The sequence below is a fragment of the Fibrisoma montanum genome (assembly GCF_003583365.1).
In the GTDB taxonomy this organism is placed as follows: Bacteria; Bacteroidota; Bacteroidia; order Cytophagales; family Spirosomataceae; genus Fibrisoma; species Fibrisoma montanum.
In genome coordinates this window covers 20,573-38,981 of record NZ_QXED01000003.1, presented here as the reverse complement: position 1 = coordinate 38,981, position 18,409 = coordinate 20,573, and the positions used below count along the sequence as shown (strand labels likewise).

Below are 18,409 nucleotides of genomic sequence, written 5' to 3'. Positions count from 1 at the left end.
GCATAGCCGGTGACGTAACCGTTCGTTTCGGGACTCATGAGTCGAGACGGGCCTTGAAAATTACCCCACGCCGGTACGTTTTCAGCCCAACAGACCCGGTTCCGGACGCCAGGGGCGGCCAGACGTTACACCCAGTAAGCCCCCGATGTCCTGGACTTCTGGAGACAGTCAATTTAGCATTAAGCATAAACTATTCACGATCAACAGCTTATACCGCTTGTTAAATACATCATCCGTTTATTAGAAATGTATGGCTCACGCTCCGTGTATAGCTCATATTTACCATGATCAAATGAAAAAGTGTGTCTTTGTATAGCGTGTAAACCGGCTGGCAAATTGCCTGAAAAGTCATTGATTCACGAGTCATCCACATAGTATGAAAAAGCTACTGTATTACGCCGTTATCCTTACCCTAGCGACAAACTGCAAACAGACCGATAAGCAAACGACTACCCAGCGTGCCCTTCCGGCAGGCACGATGACGTACTGTGCGCCACAAGCCACAGACAAAGACTGGTATTCGGCCGGCACCAAAGCGCCAAAATTGACCGGACTGGAAGGAATTGATTTTAACATTTCTACTACCAGTCAAGAAGCACAAGCCTATTTCAATCAGGGTCTGATGCTGTCGTACGGGTTCAACCATGCGGAAGCCGCCCGGTCCTTCTTTGAAGCCGCCCGGCTTGACTCAACCTGCGCAATAGCGTATTGGGGATTTGCGTACGTGCTTGGCCCCAACTACAACGCAGGTATGGAGAAAGACAATTACCAGCGTGCTTATCAGGCTTCCCGAAAAGCCCTTTCTCTCTCAGCCAGCTGCAGCGAAAAAGAAAAAGCACTCATCAAGGCATTGACCTATCGCTACGCGCCAGATGCGCCCAAGAACCGCAGTCACCTCGATAGTGCTTTTGCCAGTGCCATGAAAAAGGTATACAACGCATATCCCACCGATCCGGATATCAGCGCCCTTTACGCCGAATCGCTGATGGACATGCATCCCTGGGATCTGTATGATAAAAAAACAAAAGCCCCACGGCCCTGGACACCCGAGATCGTGACCATCCTTGAAAAGCTAATCCGCCAACATCCCAACCATCCGGGTGCACCGCATTTTTATATTCATGCCGTTGAAGCCTCGAAACATCCGGAACGGGGCCTGGCAAGTGCCAATCTGCTCATGTCCCTCGTTCCCGGTTCGGGTCACCTGGTACACATGCCTTCCCATATTTACATCTGGACCGGAGACTATCACCTGGGCTCGGTTGCCAACCTGAAGGCTGTTAAAATCGATAGTGCTTACGTTACTGCCTGCCACGCCCAGGGTGCCTACCCGCTTTCCTATTACCCGCATAATTATCACTATCTGTCGGCGACAGCTACGTTCGAAGGCAATTCAGCGCTGGCCTGGCAAGTGGCTAAAAAAGTGCAGCAGCATACGGCCAGGGACATCATGAAGCAACCCGGCTGGGGAACCCTGCAGCACTACTTCACAATTCCTTACTTTGTGGCCGTGAAGTTTGGCCTGTGGGATAGCCTTCTGGCGGTAAAGCCGTTGGGTGAGGACCTGGTGTATCCACGTGCTGTGCTGCATTATGCGAAAGGCATGGCCTACCTTGGCAGGAACGATGTGCCAAATGCCGAAAAAGAGCTTAGCCGGTTAAACGAACTGGCCAGCAATCCGGTGTTGAAGGAAATCACCATCTGGGACATAAACAGTACGTTCGACATCACGCAAATTGCAGTAAACGTGCTCTCGGCCGAAATCTTTCGGCATAAACATGAATATGACAAAGCGATTGCTGCGTTCAGGCGGGCCATTGCCATTGAAGACGACCTGAATTACAATGAGCCACCGGATTGGTTTTTTTCGGTACGGCATCACCTCGGAGCCGCTTTGCTGCAGGCCGGAAAATACGCTGAAGCGGAGAACGTCTACCGGGAAGACTTAAACACCTGGAAAGAAAATGGCTGGGCTCTGGCTGGCTTGTACCAGGCGCTTCAAAAACAAGGAAAAACGCAGGAGGCACAGCCGGTTAAAACGCGTTTTGACAAAGCCTGGCAGTATGCAGATTTTAACCTGATCAGCGGCTCTTCGCGGTAGCGCAACTCCAGATTGCATTCCTACCCTACCCCCTACATACCCGGCCCCGGCGCCGATGGTTGACCGCTCCCTTTTCCTGCCTGCCTGCGCCCGTCAGAACTGTTGTGTTGGCAAAATCTCTGGCCAAATCAGGGCAGGCTAATCAAATTTATTTATCTTTGTTACTAAGATACTTACTGAGTTAGTTTATGTCTCTCCGAAACAAAGTTGTTGATGTCCGAAAGGCCAGCCAGCAGTACGCGTATACGTCTTTGGAACTGCATGAAACCATTGCCCGAAAGGCGGGTTTTGGCGGAACAGATCATAAGTACCTGGGCTTCTTTCTGCAACGAGGCAGTTTGACGGCAGGCGAACTGGCAACCTTAACGGGTCTGACAACGGGGGCCGTTACGGGCTTAATCGATCGGTTTGAGAAGAAACAGCTGGTGCAACGCCAATACGACCGGACCGACCGGAGGAAAGTCCTGGTTGTACCCGACACCCAAAAAATCATGGCCCTGCTGGAGCCTTTTTACCAACGGTTCCAGCAGGCAACGGAAGAACTGATTGCCACGTTCTCTGCCAGCGACATGGAAACGATTGAAACGTACCTGCGAAAAAGCATAACGCTCATGCAGGAAACAAAACTTGCGTTTAACGAGCCAACCGAACACCCATGAGCAGCGAAAAACCGTCGAATCAGTCGGCCACGGGCACGATTTTAGACAATGGCCCTTTTTATCACGGCACGAGAGCCGACCTGCAGGTTGGCGATTTGTTGACAGCCGGGTTCAGGTCGAATTATAGACCCGAAATCATAATGAATCACATTTACTTTACGGCCCTGGTCAATGGGGCGGGGCTTGCGGCAGCCTTAGCCAAAGGGGATGGACGGGAACGGGTTTATATCGTTGAACCCACGGGGAGCTTTGAAAACGACCCGAACGTTACCGACAAGAAATTTCCGGGTAATCCCACCCGCTCGTATCGCAGCACAGCCCCGCTGAAGATTGTTGGCGAAGTAACCGACTGGGACCGGCTTACACCGGAGGCACTCAAAACATGGCGGGACAATCTGGCAAAGCTCAACGCCGACCCGAAAGCCGTAATCATCAATTAATTGCTGAACTGGCTCAGTAATCTGGCGATTAACAGTACCTTGAGGGGTGTACAGAGTCGGCCCCGGCAGGACCTGAAGAGTACCCAACCTGAACGAAGTAATCGTGGACCTTCATGGCTTTCAGGCATCGTTTACACTAATTCTACCAGACCATCAATAGCTCCACACACCCCGACCCGATGCTGACCTTTAACCTCCGTTTTTTCCTGCTTGCGCTTATTCTTTTTATCGTTGAGGTACTGATCGCCCTGTTTGTCCGCGACAGTTTTGTGCGGCCCTACGGGGGCGATTATCTGGTGGTGATGCTGCTGTATTGCGCGGTGAAAACGGTTATAAACGCGTCTCCCTGGAAAATAGCCGTCGGTGTATTGCTGTTTTCCTACGCGCTGGAGACATTGCAGTTCGTCCACATCGTTGACCGGCTTGGTTTGTCGGACAACTCGCTGGCCAAAACCGTTATCGGCTACGGGTTCGAGTGGTGGGACCTACTGGCCTATACACTTGGCATAGCTACCGTACTTATGCTGGAAGGGCTTTGGGGGAAAGACGCTTCCAGAGCCGTATCTCACACGGTCGCGGCCAATAAGCGACCGTAGTGAACGGGTATGAGTAGCAACCTGCCCTATTTATCCTACCTTCGTTAAACCACTGACTGACAGCCAGCAAACACCGGTTCACTGAACGCATGAAATCTCTTTTTCTTAGTATCCTGGCAATACTCCAAACCCTGACTGTTTTTGCCCAGACGGATGAAGAAGTGCTTCAGAAACTGGAGTATGACTGGCTGATCGCCGAATTCAAAAACGACACGGCAGCGATTGCCAGTTTGATGGATGAAACATTCGTTGCCGTTGGACTAACGAAAACCTATTCGAAACAGGCCGAACTGGACGGCATTTTCACTACGATGAACGAGCGGATCAGGGCCGGCCACGTTGTTGACTCCCTGTACTTTGATGACGTTCGCATTACGATCTACGACAATACCGCCGTCGTTACGTTCATTAGCGTCACGAAAGGAACCATCAAAGACGTTCCGTTTGCGAACCGACGCACCCGAATGTATGATGTCTGGATACGGAAAAATGGCGTGTGGAAGGCGGTCTCCTCGCAGGTGACACCCATACGCTGAAAACCGCCCCCCTTACCCCCGCGACAAACCTGTCAATTCGTTTCAGCCACCGCCCGAACGGTGCTGCACCCCCTGTTCTTTCCTACGTAGCCTCACCCGGGCCAGCTCATGTGTTTGATTATCAATATTTTAATATCAAAGCAAACACAAACCGCTTCCTCAAATCCACCCCCGGCAACTACCGTTCGCTCAAACCTTGTTACCATCGGCCAATAACCTTACGACTTTTTGTCGGGCAACACCCCGAACCCAACTGTTCGTAAACTCCTTAACACCAAACTTTTATGAAAAAGCAAACCAATCCGGCGCCGAAGGAAAACCAATCCGCAACGGCCGCCGATGCGCCGACCGGGCAGAGCTACTTACTGGAAATTAAAGTACCGCAGGCCGAACCACTGCTGGGCGCTACGGTCCGGGCCAGCACGGTGGCCTCTGTTCAGGGTTTTACCATCGATCCTACGTTCAGCCCGGTTCCGGTCAAACCTTCCAACACGCAGCGGATGGCTATGCTGGCTGCCAGCGAAGACAACCAGCACGTGATTGTCCGGGCCACCCTGACCGATGAACAACGGGAAACGGCTAAAGCCAATCCCGATGTGATTGAAATCTGGACCGATGCCGTTATTGAACCCATTGCCTGCCCGATTCCTCCCTGCGACTGTTCGCCCAACACGCCACGCGGCACAATCAACGACGTAGCCAATTATCTGGGTGTAAACCAGATCTGGAGCGCGGGCAAGCGGGGCGAAGGCATCGTGGTTGGGGTTGTGGACGGCGGCATTACGGCGACCGGCCGCTCACTGGCACCCGGCGAAGCGCCCACACGGACCATCAACAACGTCATCGGTGGGTGGCCCGTAGCCAATTGGGGCACCCGCGGAGCCAGCTGGGGTCACCACGGCAACATGTGCGCCACCGACGTGCTGGGTATGGCCCCCAACTGCCGGATCTACGACCTGCGCATTGCCGATGCCAGTTCCACAACGGGCGTAATCTCCAATGCGCTCCAGGCGTTTCAGTGGGCCATCGACCAGCACCGGACCAACGGTACGCCCCACATCCTGACCAACAGCTGGGGCATCTTCAATACGGCTTCGGCACCCGACTACGCCAGCAATCCCAACCACCCCTTCACGCGTAAGGTCGTAGAGGCCATTGACGAAGGCATCATCGTGCTGTTCGCGGCCGGCAACTGCGGGGATACCTGCCCGGATGGCCGCTGCGCGACGAGCGGACCGGGACAAAGCATCTGGGGGGCCAATGGTCACCCACGTGTGATGACCGTCGGAGCCGTCAACAAAGACGAGCAGTTTGTTGGCTACAGCAGCCAGGGCCCGGCCTCGCTGGACCCACACAAACCGGATTTCTGCGGTATTACGCACTTCACCGGCTATTTCAACTCCGACAGTGGTACGTCGGCCGCAACGCCTATCGTAGCGGGGTTGTGTGCTTTGATGAAGCAGGGAAAACCATCGGCAACCCACAACAGCATCAAGGACGCGCTCATTGCAACGGCTAAGAACATTGGTCCGTCGGGCTGGGATCAGCACTCAGGCGCGGGGATCGTGCAGGGCAAACGCGCCTACGACCGGCTCACCAAACTGCTGATCAAGGAAGCGAAAATTGAGAAAGTTGAGAAGTCCGAAATCAAGGAGATCAAGATTGAAAAGAACGAGAAGCTGGAAATCAAGGAACCGAAGCGTGAAAAAATTGAGATCAAAGAGCAGAAACTGGAAATACTCGAAGGCAAACGCCTGAAAGACCTCCGCGACGTAACGAAGCGCGTTCCCGAACTGCCCATTCCAATTCCCGAGCCCATCCGGAACCCGATTCAGCCGGGGCAGACGGTCGAACCGGGCGGAAACGACCTGGAAAGCCGCCTGGCGCAGCTCGAATCCTACATCCAGGCCCTCGATACGTTCATCAGCACGGATATGCGTCCGGACCTGAGCCAGGGCGCGCTCGCGAACGAAGGCGACCTGCCAACCGGTCAGGGTACGGCCGACCAACTGACGAAGGAAGCCAACGATGCGATGATGAACAAGATGAACTACGACAACTCCCCCCGGTAAGCAACCCGGTCACGGCCGGAAACCAAATCTGGTTTCCGGCCTAACTCCAGTTCGGTATGATCCTGATTCTTTGCCATCCGCACGACGTAGAAGCGGCCTGGCTGTACGAGCAGCTGCAACGGGCCGCTCCCGACCAGCCCCTGCTGATCGCCACCGCCGACGAACTGATCTATGCCCGCAGCATCCGCCAAACGCTGGTGGGCGACGATGATACGTTTCTGATCCGGCTGCAAAACGGCCGAACCATCCTGAAAGACGAAATTTCGGTGGTGATCAATCGCCTGTATTACCTCGATCCGGTTGTCTGGAAAGCGGTCAGTGATAAGCAGTATCAGTACGTAGCGCAGGAACTGAACGCGCTGTTTCTAAGCCTGCTGCACGCAGTCAATCCCGCCCGCTTGTTTAACCCACCGACGCCAGTATCGCTGGGCGGCCGGCATCTTTCGTCCGCCGAGTGGCAGTTGCTGGCCGTACGGGCCGGGCTGCCGATTGCACCCGGCTGGCCGCCCCCCGAAACGCAGGCCTTCACGGCACCCGACGCCCGGCTGCTGGTTTTGTCGGGTGAGCTATTGGGTACCGTACCGCCCGGTATCGACGCCGACGCCTGCTGCCGACTGGCGCAACTCAGCGGCACCCGGTTGCTGGAACTGCACTTTATGCAAAGCCCCGACGGTTTTGTGTTCATGGGGGCAACGGCCTTTGCCGCCCTCAGCTACTACGGCGATGCACTCGTTCACCACTTCCTTACCCTGACAAGCCATGATTTTAATCTGGGGCATTCCCAGCGAGCCGCCCATCCGGCGGTTGCTGGATGAACTCGACCAGCTCGGCGAACCCTATGTAATGGTCAGCCAGCGGCAGTTTGCGCAAACTAACCTGCACCTGACCCTCGATTCGGCCGGGAATCTCGACGGGACCCTGACGTACCGGGAGCAGACGTATCCGCTCCCCGAACTGACGGGCGTTTATCTGCGGCTGGTCGATGATGAAGTGCTGCCCGAATTTCAGCAGCTGACGCCCGATGACCCGCTGCGTGCTCACGCCCGCCGGCTGATCCAGCACCTGACGCTCTGGACAGAATGGTCGGGTAGCCGGGTGGTAAACCGGATGTCGGCGATGGCGTCCAACAACGCCAAGCCCTACCAGGCGCAGTTTATCCGGCAGCACGGGTTCCGGACGCCCGACACGCTGATTACCAACGAGCCGGCTCAGGCCCACGAGTTTTGCCGGCAGTTCGACAACCGCGTGATTTATAAATCGATCAGTGGGGTCCGGTCGATCGTGCAGCAGTGGGATTCGGGTGCGGATACCGAAAAGCTGGCTCTGATCCGCCACTGCCCCGTACAGTTTCAGGAGCAGGTTGAAGGGTTCGACGTTCGGGTGCACGTGATCGGTGAGCTGACCATCGCAACCCGGATCACGGCCCATGCTACCGACTACCGCTACGCAATCCAGCAAACCGGCGAAGCAGCTACCCTGTCGCCCTACGACCTCGACCCCGACGTAGCAGCCAACTGCGTGAACCTATCGCAGGCGCTGGGGCTCGATTTTTCAGGAATTGATCTTCGGATACAGCCAAACGGTGCCGTTTGTTGTTTTGAGGTTAATCCGTGTCCCGCTTACTCCTACTACGAGTCGCATACCGGTCAGCCGATTGCTGCCCGGCTCGCCGAATACCTGAGCGGCCACGACCAGTACTACCGGCGTATCTGGCACCTGTAAATTAACCGACTGCAATTATGGCACAAACGACGCTGACCCTAACGAAAAAAGAAGGCGGGCAAACCCTCCGCTCCGAAACGACGGTCGACCTGAGTCAGGCGGAACGGGACGAACTCCTCGACGAGCTCAAAGCGCACGGGTCGCCGAGTTTCGGGGAGTTCGCCACCATTTATGTAGCCCCCGAAACCTACACGCTGCACGTTGGGGAGGAGGCTATCGATTTTAAACCGCAATTCTTTCCGGTCAGGTACGCATCCATCCTCGACGACCTGATGGGCAGGCTCGCCTGAGGAGTTACGCCCGTTCAGAGCCGCTGAATCTGGTCCGTAAAGCGCTGAATCAGTTCCCGCTCTTCGCAGGAAACGGTATCGTGCGCCCGCGCCACACGGATCAGGATGTCAACGAATCGTTTCTTGAGGGGTTCGCTGAGTTCAGCCCGCTTCTCGATGAGCCGGCGCATGCCAAAGCTATACGCGTCCTCGACCGATTCGCCGATGTTTTCCCGCAGGAAAAAGGAATAGAGGGCCAGGTCGCCGTGGGGTTCATCAACAAACACCTCCTTGACCGTCTGCATTTCTTCCCGCTGCAGGCGACCGTCGGCCTTGGTCAGGGCATACACGACACTGCCGATGCCCAGTGATACATCTGGTGAGTACATACTAGTCTGTTACGTTTATGTTCTAAGAATACGGATAAAAGCCTGAGTTTATGGATTACAGAAATCGCAGTACATGGGATCTTCCACTGCCTGACCGCGCGGAAACGATCGCTCTTCGGTATGGCCGCATCGCTGACAACGGTATACATCCGCCAGCACCGACCGCGTCGGCAGGCCACACAGGCCGCAGGGCAATCCGGTTTTAACGTCGGTCCGGCCGAAACCGGGCGTGTCGCAGTGGGGGCAATGGCTCTGCACCCGGGCAATCAGCTTTTGTGCCGCGGCTTCAATCACCTTCATCCGCATCGGGTTGTGCATCGCCCGCATATCCGTTTCGACATAGGCCGCCCCAAACGTGGCCTGCAGGGCGTGAAAAGCGGGCAGCAACTGGCGGTACGTCGTAATGCCCTTCAGGAGACCGGCTGTCTGGCCGGCACCACTCCGCAGAATCAGCGCGTGCGACGGAAACCGGGTCATGGCCGCAAACCGCAGCAGCTCCTCCTCCGTGGCGACCGCTGCCCCGGCGAAGTTGGTTTCCGTACTGATCACCCGGACGAATATCTCCAGGTCATGTTTCCGGTCCATCAGCAGGAGCACTTCATCATCGGCGGCCGTAAAGAACAGGTGCGGATGCGGCCCGAACGCCCCTTCACTCGCGATAGCCAGGTCGCAGCCCGTCAGGTCCATCGCCATCCGGCCTTTCTGACGGGCTGTTTCCAGCGGATCAAGCGTTCGATCCACCTCACCGGAAAACGTACCCAGCTGGTCGGTATCCAGATCGTCGGGGAGCAGACACCGAACGCCCAGTGCGGATTCCACCAGCGGAGCAATCACCCTTTCTTTCTGATGTTTGGTCGCCACCACCAACCGCCGACCTGCGAACCAGTGTGACATCATTCCGTGGATCAGAACAACACGGCAGCCTCCCGGGGTACGGTTACCGAGACGCCCGCATGCAAACTAATTCCGTCGTGGCCATTTCGCTCAATGTACTGCCGCACGTCATATAATTCCCGTTGCAGGTCCTTAATCCGTTTCTCGCGGATCTTGATATCCTCCTCGTTGTCGGACTGGCTGATCTTGTTTTCGTGAAACTGAATTTTCACGTACACCATCTGGGTCAGCAAATCGAGCGCATCCTGGGCGCTGAACTGACCATTGAGCAGCTGAATAGTCATACGTAGTAAGAATGGTTTGTGGTTCGTAGTTTGTGGTTTGCGGTTCGTAGTTTGTCGTTCGTGGTTCAAAGGTTGCTGGCAATGAAACATATCGTTAATTATCAGGCAGTTAAATTAAATCTGAGTGTTAACCACAAACTACGAACCACAAACCACAAACCATTTAACATCTATAAAGTGAGGTACAAACAGTAAAGACTATTGCCCCTGCCCCATCGAGAAGGCGGGTTTACCGTTGAAGGCGTACAGATTTTCCGTTTTGATTGCATCGATCTGCTCGTCGATGGCCTTCGACAGAATGTCGACGATATGGCGGCTGTTGATCGGGTGGCCGTTGGCAGGCAGAAACCGGCAGCGCCAGTGGTCGGTGCAGAACGTCTCCTCAAATCCTTCGGGCCATACCTTGATACCCCGGTTGGTGATCATGCTCAGTTTCAGATCCGGCGTATTGACCGGATTCATCAGCGACGCCAGCTCATCAGCGTTGGTGCCTTTCCAGTGTACGAACACATCGACGCCCACCAGTTCCTTGGTGCCGCTGGGTTTACGCTGGTATTTCGGCAGTTTCAGCGTAGTTCCCTTGGCATAGGAAACCGGCTTCAGCGTCAGCGGCTGCTGACCAAGGTTGGCGACAACGGCCTGCGCAAACTCCTTCGTACCCACTTTCTGGCGGCTGACCCCTTCCTTGTAAATGTCGTAGGTGTGGATACCGTCTTCGATGGTTCTGAGCCAGGCATTCTGCACGCGCTCGGCTACGTCAGTCTGACCGATGTGATTCAGCATCATAATCGCCCCCTGCAGCAGGCCCGACGGATTGGCCAGATTCTGCCCGGCGCGACGCGGAGCCGATCCGTGGATAGCTTCGAACATGGCGCACTCTTCGCCGATATTGGCCGACCCGGCCAGCCCCACCGATCCCGCGATCTGGGCCGCTACGTCCGACAGCACATCGCCGTAGAGGTTGGGCATCACAATGACGTCGAAAGCCTCCGGCGTATCGGCCAGTTTAGCCGCGCCGATGTCGACAATCCAGTGTTCGTTTTCAATCTCCGGGTATTCCTGCGCTACTTCGTCGAACACCTGGTGGAACATGCCGTCGGTCTGCTTCATGATATTGTCTTTGGTGAAGCAGGTCACCTTTTTGCGCCCGTACTGCCGGGCGTATTCAAACGCATAGCGGACAATCTTCTCGCAACCCGGCCGGCTGATCAGCTTCAGACACTGCACAACTTCGTCGGTTTGCTGATGTTCGATGCCCGCGTATAAATCCTCCTCGTTTTCGCGGATGATCACCACGTCCATAACCGGGTGCTTGGTTTTCACGAACGGATGGAGACTAGTACACGGCCGCACGTTGGCGTACAGGCCGAGCATTTTACGGGTCGTTACGTTCAGGCTTTTGTAGCCCCCACCCTGGGGTGTGGTGATGGGCGCTTTCAGAAACACTTTGTTGCGCCGGAGGCTGTTCCACGATTCTTTGGAAATGCCCGAGGTATTGCCGGCCAGGTATACTTTTTCGCCTACTTCGATTTCGTCGATCTCGAGTTGAGCGCCCGCAGCCAGAATAATCTCCAGGGTAGCATCCATAATTTCGGGGCCGATGCCATCGCCTTTTGCAACGGTGATTCTCGTCATGATTGGTTGGTGGTTATTAGTTCGTGACAAAAGTCAGCAAGTAGATTTATAAATAAAAATTTATAGTTTTGATGAATTACATAAGCGTTTTTTATGAACTACACATTACACCAATTGCAGGTGTTCTATAAAATTGCGCAGACGCAGAGCATCACGAAGGCCGCCGAGGAGTTATATCTGACCCAGCCAGCGGTATCAATTCAGCTGAAAAATTTCCAGGATCAGTTCGACATTCCGCTCACAGAGGTTATCAGCCGTCGGATTCACCTGACCGATTTTGGCCGGGAGATAGCCGAAGCAGCCGAGAAAATTCTGAACGAGGTGTATGCCATCAACTACCGGACCCTGGCGCATAAAGGCCTTCTAACCGGTAAACTGAAGATTTCGGTAGTGTCGACGGGCAAGTACGTGATGCCCTATTTTCTGTCGGGGTTCATTGGGCAGCACGAAGGCATTGACCTCATGATGGACGTAACCAACCGCCAGAAGGTACTGGAAAGCCTGGACAGTAACGAGGTCGACTTTGCACTGGTATCGATCCTCCCCGATAATCTGAAAATTAACCACGTCGGGCTGATGCCGAACAAGCTGTATCTGGTTGGTCGGGAATTTCAGCAGGAGCCGGGCCAGATACATACGCCTTCGCTGCTGAAAGACCTGCCGTTGATCTACCGCGAAGCCGGCTCCGGTACGCGATTCATGATGGAACAGTTCATCGAGCGCAACCAGATCACCGTGCGCAAAAAGATGGAGCTGACCTCCAACGAGGCCGTCAAGCAGGCCCTGATCGCCCGGCTGGGTTATTCCATTATGCCGGTGATCGGTCTGCGCAACGAGATGGTCAACCACGATTTGCAGATCATTCCGGTCGAGGGTTTACCGATGGCCACGATGTGGAACTTGGTCTGGCTCAAAAACAAGCAATTCTCGCCCGTTGCGCAGGCATACCTGGACTACATCCGGCATGAGAAAGACAACGTAATCCACCAGCAGTTCGGCTGGTACGAACGGTATTGAGCGTTGTATGAGCGGCTTTGAGGTAAACCCATTAAACGCTTACCTTTCGCCCGGCAACGATCAGACGGTTTTTACAGCCAGCCGAACGACCGGTTTACGTAGTCATTCCTGTTTATGATTAAGCTAAGACCCGCCCAGATCACTGATTCTTCAGCTATTGCCGCCCTTCATGCCGACAACTGGCGACGCACGTACCGGGGCATTTACAGCGATGCGTTTCTGGACCGCGACCTCGACGGCAACCGGTCGGCGCTCTGGCATGGCCGGTTAAGCACCCCAGCCGATAATCAGTACGTAACACTGGCTGTTGAGCAGGAAACGGTTGCCGGTTTCGCGTGCCTGTACCTGGACAATGACCCGACTTTTGGTTCGCTGCTTGATAACCTGCACGTAGTGGCCCGTTTCCGGAATCAGGGCATCGGCCGTTTACTGATGCAGGATTGCTGGCGGCTGGTAGCGGAAAAAGCCACGATCAAAACGATGTATCTGTGGGTATTCGAGGCCAATCAAAACGCCAGGTCGGCTTACGAACGACTTGGCGGAACGAACGTTGAAACCGTTCAGCACCAGAACGAAGACGGAAGTCAGGCGATGATCTGCCGCTACGTCTGGAACGAGCTTACGTTAACTGTTTAGCCTTATGAAAGCAGCGATCTACACCCAGTACGGTCCGCCCGAAGTAGTAAATATTCAGGACGTTGACAAGCCCATCCCGACCGACAACGACGTGCTGATCAGGGTCCACGCAACGACCGTAAACCGAACGGACTGCGGCTTCCGGAGCGCAAACTACTTCGTTTCCAGGTTCTGGAGCGGGTTACTCAAACCCAAATTTCACATCCTCGGTTGTGAATTTGCCGGCGAGGTTGAAGCCGTCGGCAAGCACGTAACCACGTTCAAGGCAGGCGACAGAGTGTTTGGCTATAACGACGCACGATTCGGTGGTCATGCTGAGTACACGGTGATGGCCGAACAGGACGCCATCGCCACCATACCGGGTTCACTGACCTACGAGGAAGCCGCGCCGATTACCGAAGGCGGCCACTACGCGCTCTGCGACATTCGGGCGGCCAGGGCGCAACCGGGGCATACCGTACTGGTATACGGCGCTACTGGAGCTATCGGCTCGGCGGCCGTTCAACTGCTCAAACACCTGGGCGCCACCGTGACGGCCGTTTGTGCTACCAGTTGCGTCGATCTGGTAAAATCACTCGGCGCGGATCAGGTGATCGATTACACACGTCAAGACTATACCCATTCCGGTCAGACCTATGACTTCGTGTTCGATGCCGTCGGCAAGAGTTCATTCGGCCAGGCCAGACGGGTGCTCAAAAAAACAGGCGTGTACATTTCTACCGAGTTAGGCAAAACCGGCGAAAACGTATTCCTGGCCCTTACGGCCCCACTTTCGAGCGGCCCTAAAGTCCTGTTTCCGCTGCCGACCATTACTAAAGATGACGTACTCTTTCTGAAAAAACTGGTGGACAGTGGGGAGTTCAGACCCGTCATTGACCGGCGGTATCCGCTCGATCAGGTCGTTGAAGCCTACCGGTACGTAGAAACCGGCCAGAAGATTGGCAACGTTGTGCTGTCAATACGGTAATACAGCCCCCTTTTTCACCTGGCTCAACCTACCATTTTCCAGACCAGCCCGTACGCGGATGTCGGCACAAGGGGCCAACATCCGAGGATTATTTTTTCATCAGCAACCATCGATTGAATATTCCCCCCTTTATTAATATGTTGGTTTTCAAATAACTGCATAATATTGGATAAAATGACACTTTGATTATATATTAAAAGCCGATTAAAATATTTTCCTTTCATGTTCGACCGGGTCGAGCTAACTTTAATAAAATCCTATGCCACTCATTTGTTTTTCACGAGAACCTTTGGCTACTAATTCGTGCTGTTATGCGCAGAGACCTCATTCTACTCTTTCGATTTTGTTCGAACTTCGGTCTGCCGAACGGGTTCATGCTTTTCCTCACCTTTAAGTTTGGTAATATAAAACGGGTTCGGCTCCCCCGAATCAAACATCCGCTGCGTCTGCGACCCAACACCACCGACGTACCGACGTTCAATCAGGTGTTTCTGCAAAAAGAGTACGATCTGCACGTCTCAACGCCTAAAGTCATCATTGATGGCGGGGCCAACATCGGTTTGTTCGCCATTTTGATGAAGAACAAATACCCCGACGCCAAGATCATCTGCATTGAACCGGATCAGGAAAACTTCAGCTTACTACAGGCCAATACAGCCGCCTACGACGGCATCTATTGCGAGAACTGCGGGATCTGGAACAAAGACACCGTCCTGAAAGTCTTCGATAAGTACAATGGTGGGAAATGGCAGATGATTGTTGAAGAAGACAACCAGCACGGAACCATCCCCGCCATTACGTTAGGCACCCTTTTTGAAAAATACTCAATTCAGCAGGTCGACATCCTGAAACTTGACATTGAAACCAGCGAAAAACAGGTGTTTCAGGATAATTTCAAAGGCTGGCTGCCCAAGGTTAAGACCATCGTTATTGAACTGCACGACTGGCTTGAGGAAGATTGTTCCAAACCATTTTTTTCGGCCATTAACCAGACGTTCTCCCGGTATAAGTACTACATGAAAGGCGAGAACACCATCATCGAGAACAAGGATCTTGATTTTGCCTGAGTGCGCTAGCCGGTACTGACAACTTACTTTGGCTTGACAGGGCTTTGGCCTATCCCGGCTCACCTCCAGCCATTTGCTCACTGACGTATCGTTTGTAAACTTTACCAATTCGTAGCTCCCTCCCACCGATCCGTACGTCATCAGGCCCCAGTTTTTCAATCCGGGCGGTATTGACGATGTGCGACCGGCTGATGCGTACAAACACCGGTTTGGGTAACCGCTCTTCGGCTTCTTTTAGGGTCATACGGGTTACGTAGACTTTCGTCAACGTAGTGATTTTCACGTAATTTTCCAGGCTTTCCAGATACAGCATATCCGCACAGGGTATGCTTTGCTTTTCCCCGTTGACGGTACACACCAGATTAGACCCTTCCGCCGACGTAGCTGTACTCCTCGGCGTTGTGGGTAAAGCCAGCACATGACCGGGCGTCTGCAGGTAGCGGTACAGTACGTACACACCAAGTCCCGCGACGGTGTACACCCAGAAACTGATGATGTGGGGGAACGTGTGGCGCACGGCAAACTGGCTGCTCAGGATAAGATGCATGTTGACCGAGAAGCCGGTCATAATCAGGAGGGTCCAGCCGGCGTAGGCCAGCGGCTTGTTGTACAGATAAAGCCGCTCAAACAAAAGTCGATTATGAACGACCAGCCAGCCGTATAACAACAGCAAAAAGAAATACGGCAGGTACTGGTTAACACCCAGCCGCTGGTTTATGTGGTATTGATCGGAAACGTAATGCACAGCCACCAAAGCCAATAAGCCCAGCAGGTTGCGCACCACCACATGGTTGAGAAGTTGCCGAAACGTCATTCGGCAATTTACGGCATCAGAGCCGGATAGGCGTAACGTATGTGACGAAAGCCGTTGGTCACTGGCAAGATAACCTGGTCACTAAGCCCTTGCCGACTAGGTTTCATACCCGGACCTTTGGAATGTCGCCGTACGAGCTAAACCCAATCCGTACGCGGTCTGTTTCCATGCATTGGCTTCATACCCTTAACATCTCAGTTCACGTACTTGCCGGAATGGTGGCGCTGGTCGTCGGTTTACGTTCGCTGCTGGCGCCCAAGCGACGCGGTGCCCATACGCGCTACGGACGAATTTTCCTCAGGCTGCTAACGGTTGTTGTCAGTACGGGATTCGTCGGACTTATTTTTTTTCGCAGCAGTTCGTTCCTGATCATGCTGACATTGCTGGCGGGTTACGTTGGCTACGCGGGCTACCGAACGGTCAAACTTCGGGAACGACGCACCTCGACCGCCGATGCCCTCATCGCCGGACTGGTACTGTTGGCGGGCATCGGCTACCTGCGCTGGGCCAAACAGGCTGGTGGCGACTGGAACCCATCGGTAGTCTACTCAACCCTGGGAGCGCTGGCGCTGGTAACTACCTACGACGGTCTGAAACACGTCTGGCTGCACGAACGGCTGAGGACGTGGTGGCTTTATGAACACATTTACAAGATGCTATCGGCGTTCAGCGCGTTACTGTCGGCATTTACGGGTACTGTTCTACCAGCGGCCAAGCCGTATAGCCAGATTGGTCCTTCAGCGGTTTGTCTTTGCCTCATCGCCTACTCGATCTGGCGGCAGGTCCGACGGTCAAAACAAGTACCCGTACGATCACTCGCCGAGACCTGACAGTGCGACTCGGCGAGTGATCGTACCTACACCGAATCGAGCGCTCGTTAGCGTACCAGCTCGACAATCTCCGCTGCATTCAGCTTCTGCTGTTCGCCGGTCACCATGTTTTTAATCGAAAGCTGGCCGGTCTGGACTTCGTCCGAGCCGATCAGCACGACGTAGGGGATGTTTTTGGTGTTGGCGTAATCCAGCATCTTCTTCACCTTCGCCAGGTCGGGGTACACTTCGGCGGCTACGTCGGCCTGGCGGAGCCGGGTCAGCAACGGCAACGCTACGGTACGGGCGTCCTGATCGAACGGCACGATCAGGACGCGGGTCCCCTGCCCCGCCGAGGCCGGAAATAGGTTCAGTTCCTCCATGACGTCGTAGATACGGTCCACGCCAAACGAGATGCCCACACCCGATAAACCCGGCTGTCCGAACGCGCCGGTCAGGTTATCGTAACGCCCGCCCCCACTGACGCTACCGATCTGTACCTCGTTGGCTTTCACTTCAAAGATGGCGCCCGTATAATACGACAGCCCCCGCGCCAGAGTAACATCCAGCTCTAACCGCGAGTCGGTCAGGCCGTATTGGTCAACCAGTTGCCAGACCTCTTCCAGTTCGGCAATGCCTTTCTGCGCTGTTTCGGAGGTTGTCAGCCAGGTTTTCAACTGCTGCAGTACGTCGGCAGGTCTACCGCTTATGCCGAACATCGGTTCCAGGTTCGTGATGGCCTCGTCTGAAAAACCCCGCTCGCGCAGTTCATCCAGTACCTTGTCTTTTCCGATTTTATCCAGTTTATCGATAGCCACGGCCAGCGGTCCCTCCTGACCAGCAGCGCCAATCGCTTCGGCAATACCGGCCAGTACCTTCCGGTTGTTGATCTTCAACGTAAACTTGTCGATACCCAGGTTGCGGAACACTTCGTGCACCATCAGCACAATCTCCGCTTCGCACAGCAGCGAGTCGGTGCCCACTACGTCGGCGTCGCACTGGTAGAACTCCCGGTAGCGGCCTTTCTGCGGCCGGTCGGCCCGCCAGACAGGCTGCATCTGGTAGCGTTTAAAGGGCATCGGCAGGGCGTGCCGGTTCATGACCACGTAGCGGGCAAACGGCACCGTCAGGTCGTAGCGCAGCCCCTTTTCAGAGATTTTAGGCGTCAGTTTTTTGCTGCCTTCCTGTAGGTCAGTCTCGGTCAGTCCATTGGCAAAATCGCCCGAGTTCAAGATTTTAAAGAGAAGCTGATCCCCTTCCTCGCCGTATTTCCCCATCAGTACCGACAGGTTTTCCATAGCGGGGGTTTCGAGCGGCTGGAACCCAAACCGCTGGAACGTCCGGCGGATGGTGTCGAAAATAAAGAGCCGTTTCTGCATCTGGTCCGGCCCAAAATCACGGGTGCCTTTCGGCAACGATGGTTTCTGCATGCTGCAAAATTAATGCACCGGCGGGTAGAATTAGCGGCATAGAATGTCTATTTCGAAGTCTCGCTACGTATA

At 54.5% G+C, this 18,409-nt stretch carries 20 protein-coding genes; 14 read left to right on the top strand and 6 right to left on the bottom strand.

Annotated features, from left to right (window positions below; all coding sequences use genetic code 11):
- Positions 1 to 376: 376 nt before the first annotated feature.
- From DYU11_RS10075 to DYU11_RS10035, 9 genes are all read left to right on the top strand, one after another.
- On the top strand, positions 377 to 2,101 hold the full coding sequence (locus DYU11_RS10075) for a tetratricopeptide repeat protein (protein ID WP_119667562.1): 1,725 nt from the start codon (positions 377 to 379) through the stop codon (positions 2,099 to 2,101).
- Between the two features lie 188 nt (positions 2,102 to 2,289).
- Complete coding sequence (locus DYU11_RS10070; protein WP_119667561.1) at positions 2,290 to 2,760, top strand: MarR family winged helix-turn-helix transcriptional regulator; 471 nt, start codon at positions 2,290 to 2,292, stop codon at positions 2,758 to 2,760.
- Complete coding sequence (gene arr / locus DYU11_RS10065) at positions 2,757 to 3,200, top strand: NAD(+)--rifampin ADP-ribosyltransferase (RefSeq protein ID WP_119667560.1); 444 nt, start codon at positions 2,757 to 2,759, stop codon at positions 3,198 to 3,200. Before DYU11_RS10070 ends, arr begins: the two co-directional genes overlap by 4 nt.
- 179 nt (positions 3,201 to 3,379) lie before the next feature.
- Entirely contained in the window at positions 3,380 to 3,796 is a 417-nt protein-coding gene (locus DYU11_RS10060; RefSeq protein WP_119667559.1) for a ribosomal maturation YjgA family protein, read from the top strand.
- Between the two features lie 89 nt (positions 3,797 to 3,885).
- Complete coding sequence (locus tag DYU11_RS10055) at positions 3,886 to 4,332, top strand: nuclear transport factor 2 family protein (RefSeq protein WP_119667558.1); 447 nt, start codon at positions 3,886 to 3,888, stop codon at positions 4,330 to 4,332.
- A 284-nt stretch (positions 4,333 to 4,616) separates the two neighbouring features.
- Positions 4,617 to 6,404, top strand: coding sequence for a S8 family serine peptidase (locus DYU11_RS10050; RefSeq protein ID WP_119667557.1), 1,788 nt, complete (start codon positions 4,617 to 4,619; stop codon positions 6,402 to 6,404).
- Positions 6,405 to 6,460: 56 nt separating this feature from the next.
- On the top strand, positions 6,461 to 7,219 hold the full coding sequence (locus tag DYU11_RS10045) for a hypothetical protein (protein WP_119667556.1): 759 nt from the start codon (positions 6,461 to 6,463) through the stop codon (positions 7,217 to 7,219).
- Complete coding sequence (locus DYU11_RS10040; RefSeq protein ID WP_119667555.1) at positions 7,164 to 8,126, top strand: ATP-grasp domain-containing protein; 963 nt, start codon at positions 7,164 to 7,166, stop codon at positions 8,124 to 8,126. Before DYU11_RS10045 ends, DYU11_RS10040 begins: the two co-directional genes overlap by 56 nt.
- A 17-nt stretch (positions 8,127 to 8,143) precedes the next feature.
- A complete protein-coding gene (locus tag DYU11_RS10035) occupies positions 8,144 to 8,416 on the top strand; it encodes a hypothetical protein (RefSeq protein WP_119667554.1) in 273 nt (90 codons plus the stop codon).
- A 14-nt stretch (positions 8,417 to 8,430) separates the two neighbouring features.
- Here the strand turns inward: DYU11_RS10035 and DYU11_RS10030 are convergent, their stop codons facing one another.
- From DYU11_RS10030 to DYU11_RS10015, 4 genes are all read right to left on the bottom strand, one after another.
- Positions 8,431 to 8,784, bottom strand: a complete 354-nt coding sequence (locus tag DYU11_RS10030) for a tellurite resistance TerB family protein (protein ID WP_119667553.1) — start codon at positions 8,782 to 8,784, stop codon at positions 8,431 to 8,433.
- A gap of 48 nt (positions 8,785 to 8,832) precedes the next feature.
- The gene (locus DYU11_RS10025) at positions 8,833 to 9,681 is read right to left on the bottom strand and encodes a DUF6671 family protein (RefSeq protein ID WP_229365757.1); all 849 of its coding nucleotides are present in this window, start codon (positions 9,679 to 9,681) and stop codon (positions 8,833 to 8,835) included.
- 8 nt (positions 9,682 to 9,689) lie between these two features.
- Positions 9,690 to 9,962 (bottom strand): hypothetical protein, encoded by a 273-nt coding sequence (locus DYU11_RS10020; protein ID WP_119667552.1) that lies wholly within the window; start codon positions 9,960 to 9,962, stop codon positions 9,690 to 9,692.
- Between the two features lie 198 nt (positions 9,963 to 10,160).
- Positions 10,161 to 11,597, bottom strand: coding sequence for an NADP-dependent isocitrate dehydrogenase (locus DYU11_RS10015; protein WP_119667551.1), 1,437 nt, complete (start codon positions 11,595 to 11,597; stop codon positions 10,161 to 10,163).
- 93 nt (positions 11,598 to 11,690) lie between these two features.
- Here DYU11_RS10015 and DYU11_RS10010 point away from each other — a divergent pair, with 93 nt between their 5' ends.
- From DYU11_RS10010 to DYU11_RS09990, 4 genes are all read left to right on the top strand, one after another.
- Positions 11,691 to 12,614, top strand: a complete 924-nt coding sequence (locus DYU11_RS10010; RefSeq protein ID WP_119667550.1) for a LysR family transcriptional regulator — start codon at positions 11,691 to 11,693, stop codon at positions 12,612 to 12,614.
- Positions 12,615 to 12,728: 114 nt separating this feature from the next.
- Positions 12,729 to 13,250, top strand: coding sequence for a GNAT family N-acetyltransferase (locus tag DYU11_RS10005; RefSeq protein WP_119667549.1), 522 nt, complete (start codon positions 12,729 to 12,731; stop codon positions 13,248 to 13,250).
- 4 nt (positions 13,251 to 13,254) lie between these two features.
- Positions 13,255 to 14,217, top strand: coding sequence for an NAD(P)-dependent alcohol dehydrogenase (locus DYU11_RS10000; RefSeq protein ID WP_119667548.1), 963 nt, complete (start codon positions 13,255 to 13,257; stop codon positions 14,215 to 14,217).
- Between the two features lie 374 nt (positions 14,218 to 14,591).
- A complete protein-coding gene (locus tag DYU11_RS09990; protein WP_158600258.1) occupies positions 14,592 to 15,284 on the top strand; it encodes an FkbM family methyltransferase in 693 nt (230 codons plus the stop codon).
- 49 nt (positions 15,285 to 15,333) lie between these two features.
- Here DYU11_RS09990 and DYU11_RS09985 read toward each other — a convergent pair whose 3' ends face one another.
- A complete protein-coding gene (locus tag DYU11_RS09985; RefSeq protein ID WP_119667545.1) occupies positions 15,334 to 16,098 on the bottom strand; it encodes a LytR/AlgR family response regulator transcription factor in 765 nt (254 codons plus the stop codon).
- Positions 16,099 to 16,265: 167 nt separating this feature from the next.
- Here DYU11_RS09985 and DYU11_RS09980 point away from each other — a divergent pair, with 167 nt between their 5' ends.
- Positions 16,266 to 16,928, top strand: coding sequence for a hypothetical protein (locus DYU11_RS09980; RefSeq protein WP_119667544.1), 663 nt, complete (start codon positions 16,266 to 16,268; stop codon positions 16,926 to 16,928).
- Between the two features lie 47 nt (positions 16,929 to 16,975).
- On the opposite strand, the gene hisS is transcribed toward DYU11_RS09980, so the two are convergent.
- The gene (gene hisS, locus DYU11_RS09975) at positions 16,976 to 18,337 is read right to left on the bottom strand and encodes a histidine--tRNA ligase (protein WP_119667543.1); all 1,362 of its coding nucleotides are present in this window, start codon (positions 18,335 to 18,337) and stop codon (positions 16,976 to 16,978) included.
- Positions 18,338 to 18,409: the final 72 nt, after the last annotated feature.